Raw genomic sequence first — 21,088 nt, 5'->3', positions numbered from 1 at the left:
CCTAAATAATGTAATCAATCACAAATAATGCCTTGTTCTGAAGTTGTTTTTGATACAAGCATTTAACATTTTTGTAAACATCGTTATATTTAAGGCTCATCGTTGTCAGGAGTTTATGGATGAACCTTACGATATCAGGGAAGTTGCAGCTCAGTTTTGTGCTGCTAGCCGTACTTTTTATGGCATCAGCGGTATTCACGTATCGCAACGTCACCACCGTAGAGCAATACGCCTCTTCGTTACTTAAATCCGATTTACCGACCGTTGACACCAGTCGCGGTATCCAACAGTCCGTTCAAGCGTCGTTGTCTTCTATTCGAGCCTACATGTTGTTAGGTGGCGATGAAGAGGCGAGCGCACGTCTAAGTGAGGACGTACGCAATATCATGGCATCTACAGACGAGTCGCTTCCAACTTTGCAGGCTTTGATCTCTGAACAGGATTTTCAAGCGATTCAAAGTCAGTGGGATGCGGTCAAAGTCTCTTTGAACAAGCTGATTGAGCTCAGCCACAGTGATGAGAACTTACCCGCGCACAACCTCTTTATTAACGAAGCGGCACCCATTGCAGAAGTGGCACTTGATCAGCTTCAAAGCTTAATCAATGAAGAGTCAGGAAACCCATTTGGTGGAGACAGAAAACGTCTGTTTAAAGTCTATGCCGACAGCTATACCTCGCTCGCCAATGCTCTGTCCGCCTTGCGAGATTTCCTGTTGTACGGGCAACAAGATCATCTGGACAAATACCACGACTTGATTAAGTACCACAATCAGTCTGTGGCGGAAATCGACAGTAAACTCGACAGGCTTACTGATAACGATCAATCACTGTGGTCACTGTTTAAAGAAATGCAGCAACTGTACTTTCCCTTAGCAGATCAGGTCATTGCATTACGTCAGTCGCCAGAGTGGAACGAATCAAACTTGCTGATGGCGAACGAACTGTTGCCAGCAGCGGATGCCCTAGACCAAAGTTTAGAAACGATCGTATTGGCTCAACAAAGTCGTGCAGATCAAAGCGGACAGGGCATTAATCAGTCGATCAAAAACGTACTCACCACCATGCTGATTGCAGCGGCATTGGTTTTGTTTGCCGCGATAGCGATTTCAAAATACATGGGCAACACCATTGGTCGCCGAGTGAAAAACTTATCGGAGCGTGCAAAGACGATCGCTTCAGGGGACGTTTCTCAGCCTCCGCTCACTGTTGCTGGGAAAGATGAATTGGCAGACCTTACCGATTCGATTAACCGCATGAACCAATCGTTAGCGAGCATCGTGGCAGGGGTGAGCGAGAAAGCGCATCAAGTGGATACCAGCATGGGTGCTTTGTTGGAATCGGCACAAGTCACTTCATCGAATGTAGAACAGCAACAAACCAGCATTGTTGAAATGGGAAGCCAATTGGATGAAATCGCTTTAGCCGCGCGTAACACGCTAGATCAAGCCAATCAATCGGTGCAGAAGCTCTCTGATTCAAAAGGCGAGATTGAACAAGGTCGTGATGCTTTAGAGCAAAACAAAGTCACCATGGAAAGCTTACATGGCAGCATTGAAACCGCGAGTACGCAAGTGACGCAGTTAAGCAAAGAGAGCGAAGCCATTGGCCGAGTTACGGAGGTGATTGAAGGCTTGGCAGAGCAGACTAACTTACTGGCATTGAATGCGGCGATAGAAGCAGCGCGTGCGGGTGAGCAAGGACGAGGCTTTGCGGTTGTGGCGGACGAAGTGCGTATGTTAGCGACTCGCACTACTCAATCGACGACAGAAATCAACGGCATCATCAATGCGATTCAACGCTCGACTAATTCGGTAGTTGAGGAAATTGAACACAGCCAATCACTTGCGGAGCAGGGCGCGGAGCACATTGAAAAAGCGGTAACTCGTTTGCTTGTTACTACTGAGCAAATTGGCTCTTTGAATGAACAAATGGCAGAACTTGCGGCAGCGGCAGAGCAGCAATCTCATGCGACTAGTTCGATCACTGGATTGATGTCCGGTATTACTCAATCAGTGGATGAGGTTTCGAATAACAGCCAACGTGCATCAGAGACATCATTGCAAGTAAAAGAGCAAGTTACCGAGCTTAATCAACAGATGGCAACTTTCAAAACGGCGTAGATGAGGTTTACATCTGTTCATCGAATTTTGAGCGTTAACCAAATCGTAAAAAAGCCCAATCCTTTTCACACAAAAAGGGTTGGGGCTTTTTGTTGGATGATACGCCGATATTCGTCTACTTGCTCATTGGATTTAGCTATTTAAATCATAGCTAAAACCAAATTCTCTTCACCAAGGTGGAGTCGTAATATGGCTCCATCGGCAGCAAATACTGCAAAAGAATTTTTAAACTTTATACCAATCCCGGTAAGAGAATCGTTCGTTACTACGATTGGTATCATCCTTCTAGGAGCAAGATTATGAACAAACAAGTAAACCTAATTGGTCTAGACAGCGAACAATCAGCACAACTAGCTCAACAGCTAAATCAACTGCTAGCGCATTACCAAGTGTTGTACATGAACTCTCGCGGTTACCACTGGAACATCAAAGGTGCGCAATTCTTCGAACTGCACGTAAAATTTGAAGAGATCTACACGGATCTACAAGCAAAAATCGATGAGCTTGCAGAGCGTATTCTTACCTTGGGTCATACACCAGCGCACGCATTCAGCAACTACTTGGAAGCAAGTGAAATTAAAGAACATCAAAACGCGACTTCTGGTGAGGAGTGTGTACAAGGTCTGGTTCAAGGCTTTAGCGTTCTACTTCTAAAACAGCGTGAGATTCTACAAAACGCGGGTGAAGCAGGCGATGAAGGTACCGCGGCATTGATGGGTGACTACATCCGTGAGCAAGAAAAATTAATGTGGATGCTTAACGCTTACCTACAAGGCTAAGCGACGCATCGCCCAAGCACTCACTTGGGGGCGCATAAATAAATCGGGAATAAGTCAAAGGAGCACGCGAGTGCTCCTTTTGTTTATGAAAGTACCTAGTTAGTCGTGAACGTGCTTAAAAGACTGAAAATGTTCGAGTAAATCGGTCAGTTCTGTTACAGCAAGAGAGGCGGAGTCGTGGAATTGTGCAGTCGTATTGTGGTGAACAAGGCAGGATGGCATTTGGGCGTTGTATGCGGCTTGTAGGTCATAAAGGAAATCGCCCACATAAAGTACTTCATCTGGCATTAATCGCCACTCTTTGGCTAGGACTTGGAGTGATAAAGGATCAGGTTTTGCTGGGTAGCATTCACGAGTGAGGACATGTTCAACATCAATTCGGTTATGTTCCAACTTACGCTGCGTAGCGATCAAACAGTTGCGCGTTACTATCGCGGTTTTAACTTTATGCTGATGTAAGTATGCCAAAAGCTCGTGGCAACCCAGCATCGGAGATGATTGCTCTGCATCAGAAATTTCATGATCAAAGATGACATTATGGGCATGCTCTCTCTGATGTGGATGGTCAAGCTTATCAACAAAATCCAATAAATCTTCGTTTTGTGGACAGCCTAGTTGCTGACGAAGATCTTTGAAGTTCATATCGGAGCTGACGAGCGTATTGTCTAAGTCGAAAATAACGGCTTTGACTCTTTCAAGTTTTAATGGAAAAGGAACCATGATGACCTCGTACGACTTAAACCAAGCTATCTTTCTAAAAACAAAAGGTTATTGTTAATTTTAGATTCAAACGTGTTACTTGTACGAAAATAAATCACTGATACGTCACAAATTAAATAGTCTCAATAATGTTGGTGTTTGATTACTTCTCTTCAAGACGGAAAATTTTGCCTGTATCTGTTGAAAAATAGACATAGCCATTCGGACTGACGGTGATATCTCTTACTCGCTCGCCGAGGTCTTCCATTAATCGTGCTGATCCTTTTAGTTTGCCATTTTGAATGGATACCACGTTAATGTGAGCTAGTTTTAGTGCTCCCGCTAAAATTTTTCCATTTAACTCAGAGTACTTATCGCCACGATACACCACCATATTGCTTGGCGCGATAGACGGAATATAAACCAACTTTGGGTCTTCCATATTCGGTAAGCTTTTCGCTTCTCCAACGTCTAACGGTCCCCAATACTCTTTACCCTGAGAGACTTTTGCCCAGCCGTAGTTTGCACCTTTCCTAATCAGGTTGATTTCATCACCACCACGAGGGCCATGTTCAATCGACCAAAGCTGTTTTGTTGCTTCGTCGTAAAACATGCCTTGTGGGTTACGGTGCCCGTAACTCCATATTTCAGGGCGAGCCTCAGAAGTCTTGAATGGATTATCTTGTGGTACCGAGCCATCAAGGTTGAGGCGAAGAATGGTGCCTGCATGGGTTTGAGTGTCTTGCCCATTATCACGTTCGCCACGGTCCCCAATTGAGAAGTAAACCTTGTCATCGACAAACGCAATACGGCTGCCGTAATGACGACTGGTGTCCGTGATGGCGTCGGCGACAAAGACGTCTTTCCAACCCACAAGTTGATTGTTTTTCAATTGTGCGGTCGCTAAGGCTACAGTATTTCCTTTATCGGTACGTTTGCTGTAAGTAAAGAAAAGTTGTGGATTTTGTGGAGCGGTATTCGGCACTAGAGCTACATCTAATAAACCAGCTTGCCCACTGGTGTTCACATTCGGTACTTTGAAGAGGGTTTGCTGTTTTCCCGACGCAATATTAAGTAATGAAACGGTGCCGTTTTTTTCATTCACGATCATTTGTTGCTTATCGAGAAATTCAATTCCCCATGGGATTTGAAACCCATTGGCAACCTCATTGGCACGATATTCCGCAGCATCAATAGAAAAAGCTAGGCAAGCGAGTAGGGTCGCAGTGATCGTTCTCATGGTTCCTTCCAATATGAGTCCAAGATACTTAAAAACTAACACTAAAAGAGGACGTTTGGCAGGGTATGCGAACATAAAAAATCCCCAATACGAGATCGGGGATTGAATTAAGACTAGAGAATTGTTTACTTAGCGAGCCTACATCGCTTCTTCGAAGATCTTAGAGATCTCTTCGTGCGTTGCTTGTTTCGGGTTAGTGAAACCACAAGCGTCTTTTAGCGCGTTGTCCGCTAGGGTTGGGATGTCTTCTAGCTTCGCACCAAGTTCTTTAATGCCTGATGGGATGCCGACATCTTTAGCGAGCTCAACGATAGCATCAATGGCCGCCGCAGCACCTTGCTCTGCTGACATACCTTCAACATCAACACCCATTGCTTTAGCAACATCACGTAAACGCTCTGGACATACTTGCGCATTGTAACGTTGTACGTGAGGTAGAAGAATTGCGTTACATACACCGTGTGGCAGGTCGTAGAAGCCGCCTAGTTGGTGCGCCATTGCGTGAACGTAACCAAGAGATGCGTTGTTGAATGCCATACCTGCCATGAACTGTGCGTATGCCATTTGCTCGCGAGCTTCAAGGTTTTCACCGTTTTTCACTGCTGTGCGAAGGTGAGCTTGAATCAGTTCAATTGCTTTGATTGCTACCGCGTCAGTGATTGGTGTCGCAGCGATAGATACGTAAGCTTCAATCGCATGTGTTAGCGCATCCATACCTGTTGCGGCAGTAAGTGACGCAGGTTTAGCAAGCATCAACTCAGGATCATTCACTGACATCAATGGTGTTGTGTGCTTGTCCACAATCGCCATCTTAATGTGGCGCTCTTCATCTGTGATGATGCAGAAACGCGTCATTTCAGAAGCAGTACCAGCCGTTGTGTTGATTGATACGAGAGGCAGCATTGGTTTTGCGGATTGGTCAACGCCTTCGTAATCGCCGATCTTGCCGCCGTTTGACGCCACTAAAGCGATACCTTTTGCACAATCGTGCGGTGAGCCGCCTCCGAGTGAGATAACGAAGTCACATTCGTTTTCTTTTAATAAAGCTAAGCCATCATTAACGTTGGTGATAGTAGGGTTTGGTTGAGTGCCATCGTACACAACGGTTGCTACGTCGCGTTCAGTGAGAAGGTCTTGAACTTGTTTGACTACACCGATTTGGTTAAGGATCTTATCCGTAACGATCAAACCTTTTTTAAAGCCTTGAGATTGGATGCTGTCTGCTGCGTCTTTTAAACAACCAGCGCCCATTAGGTTTACCGTAGGGATAAAAAATGCACTTGTCATATTGGATAGCTCCGTCGTTATTTTTAATAATCTTTCTTAATTTGCCATTTACTGTCGCACACTCGTTTCCAGATTGAAGTTGATCTGAAGCAAGTTTACCTATTTAGAGGTATTTGCAAGAGAAAAACTGTGACAGTGATCTTGTTGCACAGCGTATAGGTGCAACACAGATATAAAGTAGAACAAATATGAAACCAGTGACGCAATCGATTGGCAAAAATTGATATCTAATACGGATATATCTCTAAATTAGACTAAAGTATAAAAAATCCCCATTAATAACTTAACTATCAATGGGGGTGGGAGGTAGGTTTATAAGTTATCTATCAATAATTAGGCAATATCAATCAGCTTTGATACTAACTTTTCGATACCTGATGCCGCTTGAGAGATATTCTCTGCCAACATATAAGCTGGGGTTGATAGAACGAGGTGTGTTTCATCAAAAACGATATCCTCGACAGAGCAAGTGATGTGCTCACCGCCCATTTGATTAAATGCTATCGAGATCGCTTCATCGTTGCCTACGGTGCCTTTCACGCCTTGATCATAAATCATCGGAATAATGACAGGTGAAATACACAGATAACCTGCGGGCTTTTTCGCATGAGCGAATGCGCGACATGCTTGAGCTACGTGTGTATTAATCGAGCACTCAGCTCCTGATACTGCGAAGTCAGTGAGGTTTTTAGCGGCACCAAAACCGCCAGGTAAGAGTAGGGCATCAAACTCATCTGGATTCAATCTTGCAACATCATCAATATTGCCACGTGCAAGGCGTGCAGATTCCACCAACACATTTCGTGTTTCGTCCATCTCTTCGCCAGTTAGATGATTAATCACGTGTAATTGATCGATGTTAGGAGCAAAGCAATGCCATGATGCACCTTCTTTTTCAATGGCATGGAGTGCTAATACGGCTTCATGCAGTTCTGTGCCATCGTAAACACCTGAACCACTGAAGATAACTGCGACTTTTTTCATTTGAGAATTCCTTTAGTCTGAGGTTTCCGTTTGTTGCTCTGTTTCTTTTAGATGCTGAGTGCTCGAATCAGTTTCGGCGATTTCTCTATCGTCGTCTTCTTCATCATAGTAGCGCACAACAAAAGGTGTAAGCATAACACTCGAGGGCAGAAAATGTTTCATATCGACTCCAACTGCGTAATGGAGTGATTTTTATACTGATTTTTATAAAACAGTACGTTGAACCTGATCATTTTTGAGTTAAGCTGATGTTTCCTTTGGCATTCGTGAGTGGTAGGTCACATGAAATCAGTGCAATTTCGTTTCACACTTTATGGTTGTATTGCGATCCTCTCTTGGAGTTGCTTACTTGGCATTGCCAGGTTGGTAACCGAGAGCCTAGGTCCCGTGGGCGGGGCAGCCATGTTGTACTCTCTCAGTTCTATTTTCCTTCTTATCGTAGTTGGCATTCCGAAGTTATCGTACTTTTCTCCAAAATATCTCGTGCTTGGTGGCGCGATGTTCGTTTGTTATGAAATATTTCTCGCTTTATCTCTGGGATATTCCAACTCGCGTGCGCAGGCTATTGAGGTGTCGATTGTCAATTACCTTTGGCCAGCACTCACCGTTTTGTTTGCGGTTTTAGGCAGTAACAAAAAAACAAACTGGCTGCTTTATCCAGCGGTTGCGCTGGCGTTTATCGGAGTCGCGTGGACGGTGAGTGGTGAAAATGGCTTATCCGTTACTCAGATTATGTCCAATGTCAGTAGTAACCCTTTGGTTTACTTTATGGCTTTCGCAGGAGCAGTTATATGGGCCTTTTATTGTAATTTAACCCAGAGGCAGCAATCCAAACATAACGCGATTACGTTGTTTTTCATTGCTACTGCTGTTTCGTTATGGGTGAAATATGCGTTTGCTGATGAGCCAGAGATGACTTTTTCATGGGAAGCAATGGGCTACCTTTTTGCTTCTGCGGCGTTGATGGCTGGTGGTTATGGTTTGTGGAACATCGCGATTGTTGGCGGAAACATGGTCTTTCTTGCGACACTTTCTTACTTTACGCCCATTTTCTCTGCGCTATTTTCTTCCATTATTCTTGGTGTGACGTTGAGTCCGAGTTTTTGGCAGGGGGTTGTGATGGTTACGGTGGGCTCTTTGCTTTGCTGGGTTGTCACCAAGGAGAAGCGTGAAGCTGCAGGTTAAACCAAAATTATCTGGTTTTATCTTTGCGCTGTATGCTCAAATGGCAGAAAGAAAAAGCTCCCTCGGTCGGGAGCTTTTTCTTTCGTGTTCTAACAGTTTGCGACGTTTAAATGGAGTTGCAGTTTAAATCTGTGTTTCGACAGACGTTTCGTTAACTGAGTACGAGTTTGTTCCAACTTATCTAATGCGATGGTGTCGTCATCGACGTGCAAATCGATGTTAATACGAAGCTCTTGGCCCACTTTAGTGATACCCGCTAACTTCAGCTGGTGGTCAGATGTTTTTTCTATCTCTAGTACATCATTGCCAACGACCTGACATAGCTCTTTGCTTGGTGTCATCATTAGTAGCTCACGTAGTGCACCAACCAACATATCAAAAGGAACTTTCAGAAAGTAGAAGCCCATTAGCACCATCATCATAGGATCGGCATAAACCGCATATTCAGCGAATGGCGTTAGTGATACAACCCAAGCAGCAACAAATCCTACCGTCACCGCTACACTTAATAGCGTATCCATCTGCCACTGTTTTTTCTCTGCTTCAATCAAGCCTGATGAGAAGCGACGGCTGCGTTTAGCCATAAACCACCAAGCGTAACCACAACCGATGACGTTTACGATGCCGAATAGAGTGGCAATAGAAGCATCGACTTCACGGCCTCCGGACATCAATGCTGAAATTGCAGAGTAAAGAGAAAAGCTTACAACCACTAAAATAACAGCCGCTTTTATCGCAATAACGATTGGCTCTAAGACCGCTTTTCCAAATGGGAATACAGATTTTGAGGGCTTGTTAATATAGTAGGAAGCGGCCAGTGACAATAAAGTTAACAGTAAGCTGACCAAAGAGTAAACACCGTCAAAAACGATGACAATTGATCCTACAAGCAAGCCAAGTACCATACCACCAGCAGCGAACCCAGATGCTAAAAGGGCTGAAATGGTTAGAATACGGTTTTCGTTTTTGCTTGTCCTGTCACACATAAAAGATGCCTTTAAATTTTAATACCTTACTATTCTTCTCGCATAAGGTAATTTAGGCAACCACTAAGTGAGCAGGTTCTAATCTAAAAAGTTGCGTTTTTGTTTATGTTCTTATAAAACAATAACTTGCCGCATGATCTTGGTGCCAATAAAATTGGCGCTCACTGATAAAATGTTTAGAAGTCAAATAAATACTCGCTCAATTTATCCGCTAACCATGTCATTGCTGGGTGCTCAGTTTGACCGTTAGGTGAAAACATACAGTAGTCTTCTTGTGTCAATCCGTATGTATGCTTGATAACGGCGAGCTTTTGCTGGCGAAGGTAATGGCGGATTAATGGTTCTGGCAGTACACCCCAAGCGTCTTCTTCTAAGATGGTGTTAAGCATGTAGTCAAAACTTGAAAAGCCAATGTATCGAGTCGAGAAAGGCTGCAGTTCAGGGTTGTCTTTCTCATTTAGGTACACCATCAATGCTTGCATCTGACTGCGTAGATCTTCGTCTGAGACTCGGCGCATCTTACTTAGGCGATGTTCCGCACTGCATACTGACATCATACGTATCTTGCCTAGCGGGTTATACACGATACGAGGATCGTCGACGCGCTCATAATCAACACCAAAGGCAAAATCCACTTGGTGGGTACTGACTAAGTTGGCTAAGTCGCCACTGGATGCCAAGATTAAGTTGAAGGTTGTGGAAGGGAAGCGGTTATTCAGTGTATGAGAAAGCTCCTGCCAGAGATCATCAGGTAAGGAGTCGTCACGTGCTACCCAAACTTCCGCGTTAAAACCTTCTGAGATTTGAGCACAGGTTTTTCTTATCCGCTGTGCGATGATAAGTAGGTGTTCGCAATCTTTGTAAATGGCTTTCCCAGCTTCAGAGAGAGTGAGCTGGTTGCCAGTTCGGGTAAACAACTCAACGTTGAGATCTTTCTCTAAAGCCTTAATCGACATACTGAGTTTGGTGCGATTACAATCGAGTTGCCTTGCTGCTTCAGAAACAGAACCACACTCAGCGATGGTGCAGAAGGCTTCTACTTGAGTTAAGTTCATGATTTGACACAACCAATAAATGAATTCAAATAATTTGGGTATTATGCAGATATGCTCCCAAAGCCGTGAAAGATTATCGAAAAAAACGCGAATCCGCCAGATAAGTCTATGGTCTTTTAACGGTTTTGCGGTAATCTATGTGGGTTACAAAAAGTGAACATGGAGGCCACGATGGCACAAGATTGGGACGGCTTAGCAAAAAACTGGGAATCAAATCCAGCAACAGAGCAATTTGCGCAGTCGGTGTTTGAGCAGTTACAACAGCTAACTCAGCTTGATGGCATTAAAGTACTAGATTTTGGATGCGGAACAGGGCAGTTAAGTCAACGATTGTCACCGATGGTTAAAGACATCGTAGCATTAGACGCATCGGAAGCCATGATTGAAGAACTCGATAAAAAAGAGCTTGCCAATGTAGAACCTGTCGTAGATGCATTGTCTCGCGGCTTGGTCGCTCAGCATCCAGCGTTTCGTGGACAGTTTGACCTAGTAGTTGCATCGTCAGTTTTAGCGTTTGTGGAAGACTTAGACGCGTCATTAAAAATCTCGCATTCTTTACTTAACCACGGCGGTTACTTTGTTCATTTTGATTGGATTGCAGAATCTGAACAAGACGGTTTTACCCTTGCGAAGTCTAAACGTGCTTTGAAAGATGCAGGTTTTACTGAGGTTGAATCGCAACACGTTTTTGACATTACATCTGACGGTAAAACGATGTCGGTATTAATGGGGCTTGGTCGCCGTTAATACTGAATAAAGAACACCACATGATAAAAGCGAGCTACCTAGCTCGCTTTTTTCTTATCGGTTGAGGGTATGTACCTAAGTTAATCTCACTTGTTCTTCAACCTGTCGCTGGGGGTGTAAGCAAAGTGGTTCTCTAACAACCAAGTGTTCTGAGGTTATTTTTGGGCGACTATCCTGCGGATCTCCTCCAACACTTCAGGGTTGGCTATTGCGCCTAAATTTTCTACGCTCCGATTGTTAACGACTTGCTTAACGGCTAACTCAACCAGTTTTCCCGAACGGGTCTTAGGTATATCGCTTATTGCGTAAATTGCACTAGGTACATGCCTTGGAGAACATGCAGACTTTAGCTGTGCTTTGATGGAGGCGATCATCTCGTCGTTGAGCTCTATCCCTTTCATTAATTGGACAAACAGCCATATTTGTTCGTTGCGATCGACTTCTTTTCCTACTGCGATGGAATCTAGAATACCGTCTATACTGTTCACTTGCTGATAGATTTCGGCCGTGCCGATTCTTACGCCACCGGGATTCAACGTGGTATCACTTCGACCATAAAACACGTATCCACCAACGCTGGTTTGTTCAACATCGTCGCCGTGGTGCCAAATATTGTCGAACTTATCCCAATAAGCACGATGATATCTCTCCCCGGTGTCGTTCCAAAAGCCAGCGGGGAAGTTGGGCAATGAATTGGCACAAACCAACTCACCGCGCTCTCCGATTACGCTATTACCCTGCGGGTTAAAGACTCTGACATCGACCCCTAATCCCGCTGATTGGCACTCTCCTCGATAAACGGGAGAAATAGGGTTGCCTAACACAAAGCAGCCACAAATGTCTGTCCCGCCTGAGATCGATGCGAGGTGGACATCTTCTTTAATGTGCTGATAGACATAATCAAACTGTTCTGGATACAGAACCGAGCCCGTTGAGCAAATGGTTTTCAGACTTGGAAATGCATCACTTTTCGGCGGAGAAAAAGAAACTTTTTCCAATGCCTCTAGGTATTTCGCCGAAGTTCCAAACAGCGTCACTTCGGCTTGTTCAGCGAGGTCCCAAAGCACGTTATGAGTGGGATAAACAGGGCTACCATCAAAAATTACTAAACATGCGCCGCTCGCGAGTGAAGAAACGTGCCAGTTCCACATCATCCAGCCACAGGTCGTGTAATAAAACACTCTGTCGTTCGGTTGGATGTCGCAATGCAGTTGATGCTCTTTCAAATGGTTAAGCACTGTTCCGCCGACGGAATGAACGATGCATTTCGGTTTGCCTGTCGTGCCTGAAGAATAGAGCACAAATAGCGGATCGTTAAAATTAACACGAGTAAAAGTCAGCGCTTCAGGTGTGTATTGATTCAGGACGTTTTGCCAATCTTGAGTGCAGACGTCGCATTCAAAAATGTGTGGTTTCAGGTAGCTAATTTGGCAAACCTGTTTAAGACCATCAAGATGATCCGCAATATGCTGGTTTTTCTCAGACATATCGAAAGTTTTGCCATTGAATGTATAGCCATCACAAGTAAACAGGATTTTAGGTTTCACTTGACCAAAGCGCTCCAAAACGCTTTCAACGCCAAAATCAGGTGAGGTAGAAGTCCAGGTTGCCCCTAAACTGGTGGTTGCTAACATGGCTATCACCGTTTGAGGTAAGTGAGGCAAATAGCCAGCGACGACATCACCTTGCTTGATTCCACATTCTTTCAACCATTGCTGGACACTCGAAACTTCTTCACACAATTGTTTCCATGTGTAGGTTTGCTTTTCTTCACGTTCATTTTCAAACCAAATCGCGAGATCATCGGGTTGGTGACACGCGTAGGTTAGCAAGTTTTCTGCGTAGTTAATTTGTGCGTTTGGGAACCATTTTATGTCTCTATTTTCGACGGGTTGCTGCCAGCGACTTTCTGCTTGCTTCTTTACGGTCTCTCCTTGAGTACCAATGACGTCGCAGAATAACCAGACTTCTTGCCAAAATTTTTCCACATGATCGAGCGACCATTGATGCAGATCGGCGAAGTTTTCAATGGTATTTCCTTGTCGATTAATGTGTTCAATAAACTGTGTGATGTTGGCTTCTTCGATACGACTTTCGCTCGGTTGCCATACTTTGCTGCTCTCGCGCATAGGTCCCTCTATAACAAAGTGGTAACAGATTTTAGTTTGAGAGGAATACACGATAAAGTCAAACAAGCTAGATATTATATCGTGTCATAAAAATCATGCAGTTACAATGTGTTGTAAACAATATGTTACATCAAATCGATACTGAGAAAATCGTGTAGGGATTGGAAGCTCTCAAGACTGAAGATAGGCTTAATGTAAAGGATTTGTTAATGGAGATGTACCGTGACTCAGTATCGTTCTAAACCCGTAAACCAGGAAGGCAGGGTTGAATGGAGCCGTGAAGAAGACGCCATTTGGCGAGATTTGGTAACACGACAAATGGGTGTGATCCAAAACAGAGCTTGTAAGGCTTATTTACACGGTTTAACGCTGCTTGATTTACCTCAAGACCGCGTTCCTCAATTGCCAGAAATTAATCGTGTCCTGAGGGAGACAACAGGTTGGCAAGTGGAGCCCGTTCCTGCGCTTATTGACTTCGACCGTTTTTTTAATCTGCTCGGTAATAAGCGCTTTCCCGTCGCCACATTCTTGCGTACCAGAGAAGAGTTCGATTACTTGCAAGAGCCGGATTTCTTCCATGAAATATTTGGTCATTGTGCGATGTTAACCAACCCAGATTTTGCTGCATTTACCGAACATTATGGTCAACTAGGGCAAGCCGCTACACCAAAACAAAGAGCGTATCTCGCTCGTCTCTACTGGTTTACCGTAGAATTTGGCTTGGTGAAAGAAGGGGACAAAACCAAAATTTACGGTGGTGGTATTCTCTCGTCTCCTGGCGAAACCCTCTACGCATTAGAGAGTGATGTAGCAATTCGCGACCCATTTGAATTACAAACTGTGCTGAGAACGCCTTATCGTATCGACATCATGCAACCGAAGTACTACGTGATTGATGACTTTTCTCAGCTCTTTAAAATCAGTCAGTTAAATTTATTGAAACAAGCCGATCTAGCGATTGAAGCTGGACTGCTTCCTCCACTTTTTGAACCAAAGGAACCTGCTCATGTTGAATGAACAAAAATGCGAAGCTTGTAGTATCGATGCCATTGCACTAAGCAAAGAAGAACAACAATCTCTGCTGCTGCAATTGTCTGATTGGCAGATCATTGAAAGAGAAGATATACCTCAACTAGAAAAGGCATATAAATTCAAGAACTTCAAACAAGCATGGGCTTTCAGTAACAAAATCGCGGAACTGGCAGAAGATGAGTTCCACCATCCTTCTATTTTGTTGGAGTGGGGTAAGGTCACCGTAACTTGGTGGAGTCACTCTATCAAAGGTCTGCATAAAAACGATTTTATCTGCGCATCAAAGTGTGACGCACTAGCATCGGCAGAGTAGGACATTACCTCACACAAAAAACGCCCGGCTTTATGCCGGGCGTTGTGTTTCTAAATGACTTTTACATTGCTTTATAGGTTAATTCGGAAGACGGATGTCGTGCCAGATACTTCATTGCCAACAGCGATAAAATGACCACCATTACGGGTAAAGTAATTGATGGATTCTGGGCCTAAATCGCCTGCTTTTGGATTGTATGTGTCGTTGGTGCATTCGCCATCTTCCACTTCTGTACACACTGGCTGATTGTAATCACGACGGTTTACGTAATGTAGGAACTGCGCTTGTTTCGGATCGGTAATGTCATAAATCATAATACCGCCTTGGCGCTCTAAGCCGATGAACACGTAATGGCGACCGTTAATTTGTGCTACTTCAATCGCCTCTGGCTCAATGCCTTTGTCGTCGCTGCGGTCATCGCCACTGTCATTGTTATCGTTGGTACTGTTGAAGTTCTTGCCTTCATTCAGCAGCGCGATAGTCGCGAAATCGTCATCGCTATCAAAGACCAACTTGCCTTTTTCATCCCAAATCGAGAATGAACGCGCGCCAAATGCTTGAACCTTATCTTGTGCAGAAAGCGTTTGTTCCGGCTTAATCACTTTTAAACGCGCGAGTTGTTTGTTGTCTTTTAGTGCCTCTGCCAATGGGTGTTCTACTGCCACTTTCAGCTTCTTACCGCGCACTTCATCAATATGGCTTAAACAGGTTCCTTGCTCAGATGTGTATTCATCTGTACCAAGGAAATCGTCTTCATCCCACATAAAGCCTGCTTTGTCGCACAGTTCTTGAGTGGTTTTGAATCCGTACTCACGTCCGTCGCCTTCATTCGCAGATACGATGTAAGTACTCCCGTCCACTGAGTAGCTGTCGATGGTGTCAGGCATAAATAAGCCAACCAGTTGTGGGTAGCTTTTCAAGTTTCCAATAATTTTGTCTTTGTTGGATGCATCGAGTTTAGCGTCCGACCAAGACTTCTCACCTAAGCCAACAATTTTTTCTACCGACTTGCTCACTGGATTGACGATTGCCATGGCGTTATTTTCTTGTAGCGCGACATAGATTTTACCGTTATCTGCAAAAGTGAGGTATTCAGGCTCTAGATCTTGAGCGATGGTGGCGTTTGGCCCCGAAATACGCACATTCATTGGAAGCTCTGCTTTTCGTGAGCCATCAAATTCGTTAAAGCCAATTTGTGTCACTTCTGTTTGAGTAACGCCAAGGTTCAGATCGATCAGAGTGACGCTACCTTCAGGATCGACGCTGTAATCGCTGTTTGGTTCGCCCTCATTAGCGGTTGCGATGTATCGGCCATCTTTCGAGAAGCCAACCATGTCTGGCAATGCGCCTGTTGGGAAAGTCATGACTAATGACAAATCGTCGGAGCGGTATAAACCAACAATACCATTCGCTTGTTTATTACTGTTTTCAATCGCAACCGCGACCAAACCATAGAATACAGCGACACTGTTTGCAGCGCCAATTTCAATGTCCGCTGCTTCGCCAGCGCTGTTGAGATCAATGAATGCGGTTTGCATTGGTACGCCGTTGTCATCCATAGAAAGTACATCGACACGTTTTGCTTCAGCATTGACCACATAGAGCTTATCCGTACAAGCGTCATAACTGACGATTTCAGCTGCCGATGTGTCGAATGGGGCATCAGCAACGGATGTCCCGATAAACGTTAACCCTTGAATTGAAGTTTCCCCAGCAACGGGCGCAGTGGTAGGTTTGCATTGTGTAGCGAATGAAGCCACGGTATCTTCGGGTTGTGATGAACACGCGATGGCAAGTGATGACAATGCGAGTGCACCGATTGCCTTTAAAGGGGTGATCATGATATCTCCTTATCAATCCTATAGGTTGTCAATCAGCATGGGTTTTATGCTGCTGTCCATTTCCGCAACTGGAATGATAGAGCGCTGAATGACGTGTGATTTGGTAAGGCTCTGAATATATGTATGATTGATGACTCTTATATTGGCTTTTTATGAAACTAATGTGTCATCAAAATGATGAAGTAGGGATAGAGGAATAATGGAATTAAAATCGTTTTTAGATTTATTGGCAGATTCACCAGAGCAGGTCGAGTTTGAAGCAACGATGGCGGTGATCGAAGATAACTATACGTTTGAGCCAACCGCTTTTGTTAATGGTGAGACACAAAACAATGCAGGCGAGAACAACGGTTCGTGTAAGATCTTCGCTTTCGGTTTGCTAAACAACCTAGACAAAGAAGCGACGCTAGCCTGCTTTGGCCGTTTTTATCGTGAAGATGTATTGCAGCATCCAGAGAACAGCGATCACCAGAATATTCGTAATTTTATGGTGACAGGGTGGGAAGGCATTAAGTTTGAAGCGTCCGCTTTAACCGCTAAATAAACACCAGTCAGAAAACGATGATCAGTAAGCCAGTCGTATTACGCGACTGGCTTTTTTTCTAGACATTTTCGGCATAAACACAGCTGGTTGGCGCTTGGCTTGGGTAAATCACGGGTTTCAATAGTAAAGCACCAACAGGTTTCTTTGCCTGCGGTGATATCACAATGGGCTTGAGTCCCGCATTCAGGACAATTGTGCGTTGAATCTTTTCCTGCGATTTGTTCGATAATCGCATCTCGTTGGAGATCGGTTTTGTCTTTCCATTGGATGATTTCATCCATCGTTCGGTGACAACCAGAGCATATTCCGGCGTTATTTTTACATGCTGCTCGACAAGGTGACTTCATTGCTTTCTCGTTCTCATTTTTTATGCCGCGTACTCTAGCACAAAGCGAGTCAAAGCCGCCAAAATAAACGTGAGTGCGATTTGCTGGTGAGGAGAGGGCGGCAGTGATATTCTTGGACGAGTTACCTAAAATCTTTGTCACTTATGTTAGAAAAAGAAAACCTCATTAAACTCGCTAGAGTGCAAATGCCATTTGGAAAATATGCAGGGCGAGTGTTAATCGACCTACCTGAAGAATACTTACTGTGGTTCGATAAAAAGGGCTGGCCAAGCGGCGAACTAGGGGGTTTGCTCAAGCTGTGTTTAGCGCTCAAAATTGAAGGCTTAGATAGTGTCGTGAAGCCTTTGAAGCGTATGTAACTAGCCACAGAAACTCCCACTTTTAATGAAAAGACTTATTATGAATTTTGATATCGATGCACTGAAACACCACCAATTGGTCGAAGATGGTAAATTAGAGGGATGTTACATTCATCAGCCAGCTCAAGGTAGCCAGCAAGATGACAAAGCTGTTTTGGCAGAGCGCCAAGCGTTGGAAAAAATGGGGTATAAGGTAATACAGGTTAAAGCTAAAGGCGGGACAACAACGTTTGCCGAGGCGATGCAAAAGCTTGCGAAGGAAACTGGTCACCTGCCTAAGGAGTAAGTGAGTGTAACCTGCCACAGCTTCCCTAGTTATTCCACGATACCATGTGTTTTCATCAAAAGAGCCAGACCGTTAGGCTGACTCTTTTTTGCTCCAAACCCGTTGAGAGCTTAAACATTGATCGTATCAATAAATTCCGTCAGTAGAGAAACCAGTTAGTTGCATAAATAACGAGAAGGACTAGAAGACCTAGAAGGAATGGGAAGGTTAGCATCATTGCGAACTTTTTCTTGAAGCTTGGTTTATCGAATACCACGCCTTCGGCCTCCCTTACTCTTCGCTCTTCATCAAAATGCCATTTAATAGCTAAGTAGGCTCCAATACCTAGTACAATAAGCTTAAAAGCGCCAGCAAAGTACGGAAAGAAGTTAGCCCAACTGTCGTTCATTATCCATCTCTCTCAAATTAAATATGGGCTTTACGGTAGCAGAATCCAAGGTTTATGTTTAGTGCTCTCCCAATGTCAGGCGCCCTGGCTAGCACAAGCCTACTGCTCGTGCTAACTGACCACAACTCTCTTTACAATATACTTAGTTATTAATAATTTAATAGAAAAGGACTAGAACACTTATATCAGTGGCGTGTCTGTATGGTTTGTAACGTTTTTGCCCCATTCCAATTTACCTCGTTTGATCGTCTCTTTGCCTAATAGTTCCCATTTATAATGATCTTGCGTGGTTCAAGGCCCATTTCATCCAATGTTACCGTTGTCTGCCCATCAACATGTGCAGTATAGGGTCTGAGTTTTGAGTGGATACAATCTTCTCGGATTAGCCACCATATCGTTCACGATGACCAACAGCCAAGGTCAGGTCACGCGTTTGTCTCACAGCCCAAAAGTGCAAGTGAGAACCGCGGTCACAGTAAAGAATTTGTTTTGTATCATCTTGGGTTTGCCATCGTGCCAAGATTTATGATGGAGAAAGAGTTAGCTCGAGGAGATTAAGTTCGCATCCTATTTGATGTGCACGACTTGGAGAACTCGACTTATGCGGGTACTACTAATAGAAAGCTTCGATGCCGCTTCGAGTTGAGTTCTTGAAGAAAAAGGCCGGTGCGTTTGAATAGCATCGAACGCCACCTATTAAACTCAGTATTCCCGAAAGCAAAGCCCACCGAAAAGCGGGCTTTGTTCTCTTTTAGTAACGAGAGTAACAACTAGTAGTTAGCTTGAATGCTGACACCGCTATAGTTTGAGTAACCTTGAATCATGACGTGATAACGTCCACTTTGTGTCGCGCTGACCGTACATGTTTCATTGTTACCGTATTTGAAAGGTCGGCAGTCCCATGCGTTCAGTGCTGGTTTTGCACCAAAACGGAGATACAAATCCGCATCACCGCTGCCACCATACATTTGTACGGTTAAGCGCTGCCCAGCTTCTACATCAACATAGTAATACGCTACTTGACCGCTTGAGCCACTTAAACCGCTCACTGGCACGCCCGAGGTTAACTTCCCTTCTGGGTCCGGTGTTGGATCTGGGCCACCACAGTCTTGGCCACAATCAGCATCCGTTAAGCTATAAAGCAGCTTGTTCACGCTGCCTCTTGTGTCCGTCACCTTTCCGCTTGTTGCGCGGCTAACGATCAAGGCCTCTACTTGACTTGGAGACAGTGAACTGTTTTCTTGAAGATATAATGCTGCTACACCCGCCACATGTGGCGTCGCCATCGAAGTACCACTAATGGTTTTGTAACCACCGTCATACCACGCAGATTTGATTTGTGAGCCTGGCGCAAACACGTCCACACAACTGCCCCAGTTTGAAAAACTCGAACGTGCATCCGTGCTTGTGGTCGAACCGACAGTCACTCCTGTAGCAACGCGCGCTGGAGAGTAGTTACAAGCATCGGCGTTGGAGTTACCTGCTGCTAGCATAAAGCTGACACCTGATTGAACCGCACTTTGCACTGCGCTATCTAGAGCAACAGATTGACCGCCACCTAAACTCATGTTGGCGACTGAAGGTCCGGAAGCGTTCGCAGCTACCCAGTCCACACCGGCAATAACACCAGACGTAGAACCCGATCCGGTACAGCTCAATACTCTCACGCCGACAAGGTTGACGTTTTTCGCAACACCATACAAGCTGCCGCCAATGGTGCCCGCAACGTGTGTCCCGTGTCCATTACAGTCACTTGCATCTGCATCGTTGTCGACAAAGTCATACCCTGAAACTGAGCGACCACCGAACTCAACATGTGCATTATTCACACCAGTATCGATAACATAAGCCGTTACCCCAGTCCCATCAAAGTTGGCACTGTAGTTGTTATCGAGTGGCAAGTTACGTTGGTCGATTCGATCTAGTCCCCAAATGGCATTGGTTTGATTTGCATCTACCGAGACTATTGGGTCAAGCGATAGGATTCTGTCTTGCTCAATGTAGTCCACACGAGGATCAGAACGTAGATCTTGTAGCTGCTCAGGGCTCAAGTTAGCGACAAATCCACTTATCGAGTGGTCAAAAACCGACTCCACTTTTATCGAATACAAACTGGACATGCGGTCTACAGACTGTTGCGTGAATTGCTCGAATTCCGTTGAATTGCTCACCATCATTTGCGGTTGTTGAAATACCACAATATAGCGATCTGCAATGGCGATGTCGTTCGGTGCAAGCATTAATGTGGCAGGCAATGTGTCGGGAGCTTGTTGTAACTCTGCACTGTCCGCAATCTCATTGGGTTGCGAAAAAGCGAGAGAAGAATGAAAACAGAGCGCGGAGGTGATACAACAACTTAGTAGTTTCTTTAACATAAAATGTTCCTTGAAATCATAGTCTTGTTGATTTTACCTAGTACCAAACTGTCAACACGAAAACACAGACAATCAGCGTAGTACGCTCAATACGTGCTGCAGTGACGTTACACAAATCAAACTAGACAATGAGTAACCATATGCATAATTGATAATAATTCGCATACTCAGAAACATGATCAATAACTAAGCTTTATTGAAATTGAAATGCAAAGATTCATTTAGATTTAGAGCAAAATCCCTAAAATAGAATAATTCTACACACCTAGCTTATTGCCTGTTATATACACTATTCTTACCGATAATTTACGCAATAAAAACCTAACTATCTTTTCATTGGTCATGACTCAAATTGGTTGATAGATGTTAATATAGCCACCTGGTTTCTGATG

The 21,088-nt window shown here is 44.4% G+C and carries 21 protein-coding genes; 9 read left to right on the top strand and 12 right to left on the bottom strand.

Annotated elements, in window-relative coordinates; translation table 11 throughout:
• The first annotated feature begins 119 nt into the window (after positions 1-119).
• Together NL643_RS09280 and NL643_RS09275 are read left to right on the top strand one after the other, a co-directional pair.
• On the top strand, positions 120-2,120 hold the full coding sequence (locus NL643_RS09280; protein ID WP_253644310.1) for a methyl-accepting chemotaxis protein: 2,001 nt from the start codon (positions 120-122) through the stop codon (positions 2,118-2,120).
• A gap of 299 nt (positions 2,121-2,419) precedes the next feature.
• Positions 2,420-2,899 carry a Dps family protein gene (locus NL643_RS09275; RefSeq protein ID WP_253644309.1) on the top strand — a complete coding sequence of 160 codons (480 nt, stop codon included), beginning with the start codon at positions 2,420-2,422 and terminating at the stop codon, positions 2,897-2,899.
• A gap of 99 nt (positions 2,900-2,998) precedes the next feature.
• Here NL643_RS09275 and NL643_RS09270 read toward each other — a convergent pair whose 3' ends face one another.
• The 5 genes from NL643_RS09270 to NL643_RS09250 form a co-directional block, all read right to left on the bottom strand.
• Positions 2,999-3,619, bottom strand: a complete 621-nt coding sequence (locus NL643_RS09270; protein WP_253644308.1) for an HAD family hydrolase — start codon at positions 3,617-3,619, stop codon at positions 2,999-3,001.
• 142 nt (positions 3,620-3,761) lie between these two features.
• A complete protein-coding gene (locus NL643_RS09265) occupies positions 3,762-4,838 on the bottom strand; it encodes a PQQ-dependent sugar dehydrogenase (protein ID WP_253644307.1) in 1,077 nt (358 codons plus the stop codon).
• A 138-nt stretch (positions 4,839-4,976) separates the two neighbouring features.
• Positions 4,977-6,125 (bottom strand): L-threonine dehydrogenase, encoded by a 1,149-nt coding sequence (gene yiaY, locus NL643_RS09260; protein ID WP_005391135.1) that lies wholly within the window; start codon positions 6,123-6,125, stop codon positions 4,977-4,979.
• Between the two features lie 333 nt (positions 6,126-6,458).
• Positions 6,459-7,109 (bottom strand): isoprenoid biosynthesis glyoxalase ElbB, encoded by a 651-nt coding sequence (elbB, locus tag NL643_RS09255; RefSeq protein WP_046873691.1) that lies wholly within the window; start codon positions 7,107-7,109, stop codon positions 6,459-6,461.
• A 12-nt stretch (positions 7,110-7,121) separates the two neighbouring features.
• Positions 7,122-7,271, bottom strand: a complete 150-nt coding sequence (locus NL643_RS09250) for a hypothetical protein (RefSeq protein ID WP_114322900.1) — start codon at positions 7,269-7,271, stop codon at positions 7,122-7,124.
• A 120-nt stretch (positions 7,272-7,391) separates the two neighbouring features.
• On the opposite strand from NL643_RS09250, the gene yddG reads away from it, so the two are divergent.
• Entirely contained in the window at positions 7,392-8,294 is a 903-nt protein-coding gene (gene yddG / locus NL643_RS09245; RefSeq protein WP_048625236.1) for an aromatic amino acid DMT transporter YddG, read from the top strand.
• An 89-nt stretch (positions 8,295-8,383) separates the two neighbouring features.
• On the opposite strand, the gene NL643_RS09240 is transcribed toward yddG, so the two are convergent.
• Both NL643_RS09240 and NL643_RS09235 read right to left on the bottom strand, forming a co-directional pair.
• Positions 8,384-9,280 carry a cation diffusion facilitator family transporter gene (locus tag NL643_RS09240; RefSeq protein WP_005391129.1) on the bottom strand — a complete coding sequence of 299 codons (897 nt, stop codon included), beginning with the start codon at positions 9,278-9,280 and terminating at the stop codon, positions 8,384-8,386.
• A gap of 176 nt (positions 9,281-9,456) precedes the next feature.
• Entirely contained in the window at positions 9,457-10,335 is an 879-nt protein-coding gene (locus tag NL643_RS09235; RefSeq protein WP_006742040.1) for a LysR family transcriptional regulator, read from the bottom strand.
• Between the two features lie 171 nt (positions 10,336-10,506).
• On the opposite strand from NL643_RS09235, the gene NL643_RS09230 reads away from it, so the two are divergent.
• Positions 10,507-11,082: a class I SAM-dependent methyltransferase gene (locus tag NL643_RS09230; RefSeq protein ID WP_006742039.1), complete on the top strand. Its 576-nt coding sequence runs from the start codon at positions 10,507-10,509 to the stop codon at positions 11,080-11,082.
• Positions 11,083-11,237: 155 nt separating this feature from the next.
• Here the strand turns inward: NL643_RS09230 and NL643_RS09225 are convergent, their stop codons facing one another.
• The gene (locus tag NL643_RS09225) at positions 11,238-13,211 is read right to left on the bottom strand and encodes an acetoacetate--CoA ligase (RefSeq protein ID WP_253644306.1); all 1,974 of its coding nucleotides are present in this window, start codon (positions 13,209-13,211) and stop codon (positions 11,238-11,240) included.
• A 222-nt stretch (positions 13,212-13,433) separates the two neighbouring features.
• Between NL643_RS09225 and phhA the strand changes: the two genes are divergently transcribed.
• Both phhA and NL643_RS09215 read left to right on the top strand, forming a co-directional pair.
• Positions 13,434-14,228, top strand: coding sequence for a phenylalanine 4-monooxygenase (gene phhA, locus NL643_RS09220; protein ID WP_226422050.1), 795 nt, complete (start codon positions 13,434-13,436; stop codon positions 14,226-14,228).
• The gene (locus tag NL643_RS09215; protein ID WP_167427626.1) at positions 14,218-14,556 is read left to right on the top strand and encodes a 4a-hydroxytetrahydrobiopterin dehydratase; all 339 of its coding nucleotides are present in this window, start codon (positions 14,218-14,220) and stop codon (positions 14,554-14,556) included. Before phhA ends, NL643_RS09215 begins: the two co-directional genes overlap by 11 nt.
• A gap of 71 nt (positions 14,557-14,627) precedes the next feature.
• Here NL643_RS09215 and NL643_RS09210 read toward each other — a convergent pair whose 3' ends face one another.
• Positions 14,628-16,397 carry a choice-of-anchor I family protein gene (locus NL643_RS09210; protein WP_253644305.1) on the bottom strand — a complete coding sequence of 590 codons (1,770 nt, stop codon included), beginning with the start codon at positions 16,395-16,397 and terminating at the stop codon, positions 14,628-14,630.
• Between the two features lie 199 nt (positions 16,398-16,596).
• Here NL643_RS09210 and NL643_RS09205 point away from each other — a divergent pair, with 199 nt between their 5' ends.
• Positions 16,597-16,941, top strand: a complete 345-nt coding sequence (locus NL643_RS09205) for a HopJ type III effector protein (RefSeq protein WP_253644304.1) — start codon at positions 16,597-16,599, stop codon at positions 16,939-16,941.
• A 38-nt stretch (positions 16,942-16,979) separates the two neighbouring features.
• On the opposite strand, the gene NL643_RS09200 is transcribed toward NL643_RS09205, so the two are convergent.
• Positions 16,980-17,288: a cysteine-rich CWC family protein gene (locus NL643_RS09200; RefSeq protein WP_253644303.1), complete on the bottom strand. Its 309-nt coding sequence runs from the start codon at positions 17,286-17,288 to the stop codon at positions 16,980-16,982.
• Positions 17,289-17,431: 143 nt separating this feature from the next.
• On the opposite strand from NL643_RS09200, the gene NL643_RS09195 reads away from it, so the two are divergent.
• Positions 17,432-17,647: a DUF3820 family protein gene (locus NL643_RS09195; RefSeq protein WP_253644365.1), complete on the top strand. Its 216-nt coding sequence runs from the start codon at positions 17,432-17,434 to the stop codon at positions 17,645-17,647.
• Positions 17,648-17,687: 40 nt separating this feature from the next.
• Positions 17,688-17,933 carry a hypothetical protein gene (locus NL643_RS09190; protein ID WP_046873683.1) on the top strand — a complete coding sequence of 82 codons (246 nt, stop codon included), beginning with the start codon at positions 17,688-17,690 and terminating at the stop codon, positions 17,931-17,933.
• Positions 17,934-18,072: 139 nt separating this feature from the next.
• Here NL643_RS09190 and NL643_RS09185 read toward each other — a convergent pair whose 3' ends face one another.
• Both NL643_RS09185 and NL643_RS09180 read right to left on the bottom strand, forming a co-directional pair.
• Positions 18,073-18,321, bottom strand: coding sequence for a hypothetical protein (locus tag NL643_RS09185; protein WP_046873682.1), 249 nt, complete (start codon positions 18,319-18,321; stop codon positions 18,073-18,075).
• Between the two features lie 770 nt (positions 18,322-19,091).
• Positions 19,092-20,696: a S8 family peptidase gene (locus NL643_RS09180; RefSeq protein ID WP_253644302.1), complete on the bottom strand. Its 1,605-nt coding sequence runs from the start codon at positions 20,694-20,696 to the stop codon at positions 19,092-19,094.
• Positions 20,697-21,088 lie beyond the last annotated feature (392 nt).

Source organism: Vibrio sp. Y42_MX_L11 (assembly GCF_024181785.1).
GTDB lineage: Bacteria > Pseudomonadota > Gammaproteobacteria > Enterobacterales > Vibrionaceae > Vibrio > Vibrio diabolicus.
Note: the sequence above shows the minus strand (reverse complement) of the source record. Positions and strands in the feature narration are given on the sequence as shown.

Coding starts and splice junctions, on each gene's coding strand:
- NL643_RS09280 (WP_253644310.1), top strand. CDS start 120: ATGAACCTTACGATATCAGGGAAGTTGCAGCTCAGTTTTGTGCTGCTA.
- NL643_RS09275 (WP_253644309.1), top strand. CDS start 2,420: ATGAACAAACAAGTAAACCTAATTGGTCTAGACAGCGAACAATCAGCA.
- NL643_RS09270 (WP_253644308.1), bottom strand. CDS start 3,619: ATGGTTCCTTTTCCATTAAAACTTGAAAGAGTCAAAGCCGTTATTTTC.
- NL643_RS09265 (WP_253644307.1), bottom strand. CDS start 4,838: ATGAGAACGATCACTGCGACCCTACTCGCTTGCCTAGCTTTTTCTATT.
- yiaY (WP_005391135.1), bottom strand. CDS start 6,125: ATGACAAGTGCATTTTTTATCCCTACGGTAAACCTAATGGGCGCTGGT.
- elbB (WP_046873691.1), bottom strand. CDS start 7,109: ATGAAAAAAGTCGCAGTTATCTTCAGTGGTTCAGGTGTTTACGATGGC.
- NL643_RS09250 (WP_114322900.1), bottom strand. CDS start 7,271: ATGAAACATTTTCTGCCCTCGAGTGTTATGCTTACACCTTTTGTTGTG.
- yddG (WP_048625236.1), top strand. CDS start 7,392: ATGAAATCAGTGCAATTTCGTTTCACACTTTATGGTTGTATTGCGATC.
- NL643_RS09240 (WP_005391129.1), bottom strand. CDS start 9,280: ATGTGTGACAGGACAAGCAAAAACGAAAACCGTATTCTAACCATTTCA.
- NL643_RS09235 (WP_006742040.1), bottom strand. CDS start 10,335: ATGAACTTAACTCAAGTAGAAGCCTTCTGCACCATCGCTGAGTGTGGT.
- NL643_RS09230 (WP_006742039.1), top strand. CDS start 10,507: ATGGCACAAGATTGGGACGGCTTAGCAAAAAACTGGGAATCAAATCCA.
- NL643_RS09225 (WP_253644306.1), bottom strand. CDS start 13,211: ATGCGCGAGAGCAGCAAAGTATGGCAACCGAGCGAAAGTCGTATCGAA.
- NL643_RS09215 (WP_167427626.1), top strand. CDS start 14,218: ATGTTGAATGAACAAAAATGCGAAGCTTGTAGTATCGATGCCATTGCA.
- NL643_RS09210 (WP_253644305.1), bottom strand. CDS start 16,397: ATGATCACCCCTTTAAAGGCAATCGGTGCACTCGCATTGTCATCACTT.
- NL643_RS09205 (WP_253644304.1), top strand. CDS start 16,597: ATGGAATTAAAATCGTTTTTAGATTTATTGGCAGATTCACCAGAGCAG.
- NL643_RS09200 (WP_253644303.1), bottom strand. CDS start 17,288: ATGAAGTCACCTTGTCGAGCAGCATGTAAAAATAACGCCGGAATATGC.
- NL643_RS09195 (WP_253644365.1), top strand. CDS start 17,432: ATGTTAGAAAAAGAAAACCTCATTAAACTCGCTAGAGTGCAAATGCCA.
- NL643_RS09190 (WP_046873683.1), top strand. CDS start 17,688: ATGAATTTTGATATCGATGCACTGAAACACCACCAATTGGTCGAAGAT.
- NL643_RS09185 (WP_046873682.1), bottom strand. CDS start 18,321: ATGAACGACAGTTGGGCTAACTTCTTTCCGTACTTTGCTGGCGCTTTT.
- NL643_RS09180 (WP_253644302.1), bottom strand. CDS start 20,696: ATGTTAAAGAAACTACTAAGTTGTTGTATCACCTCCGCGCTCTGTTTT.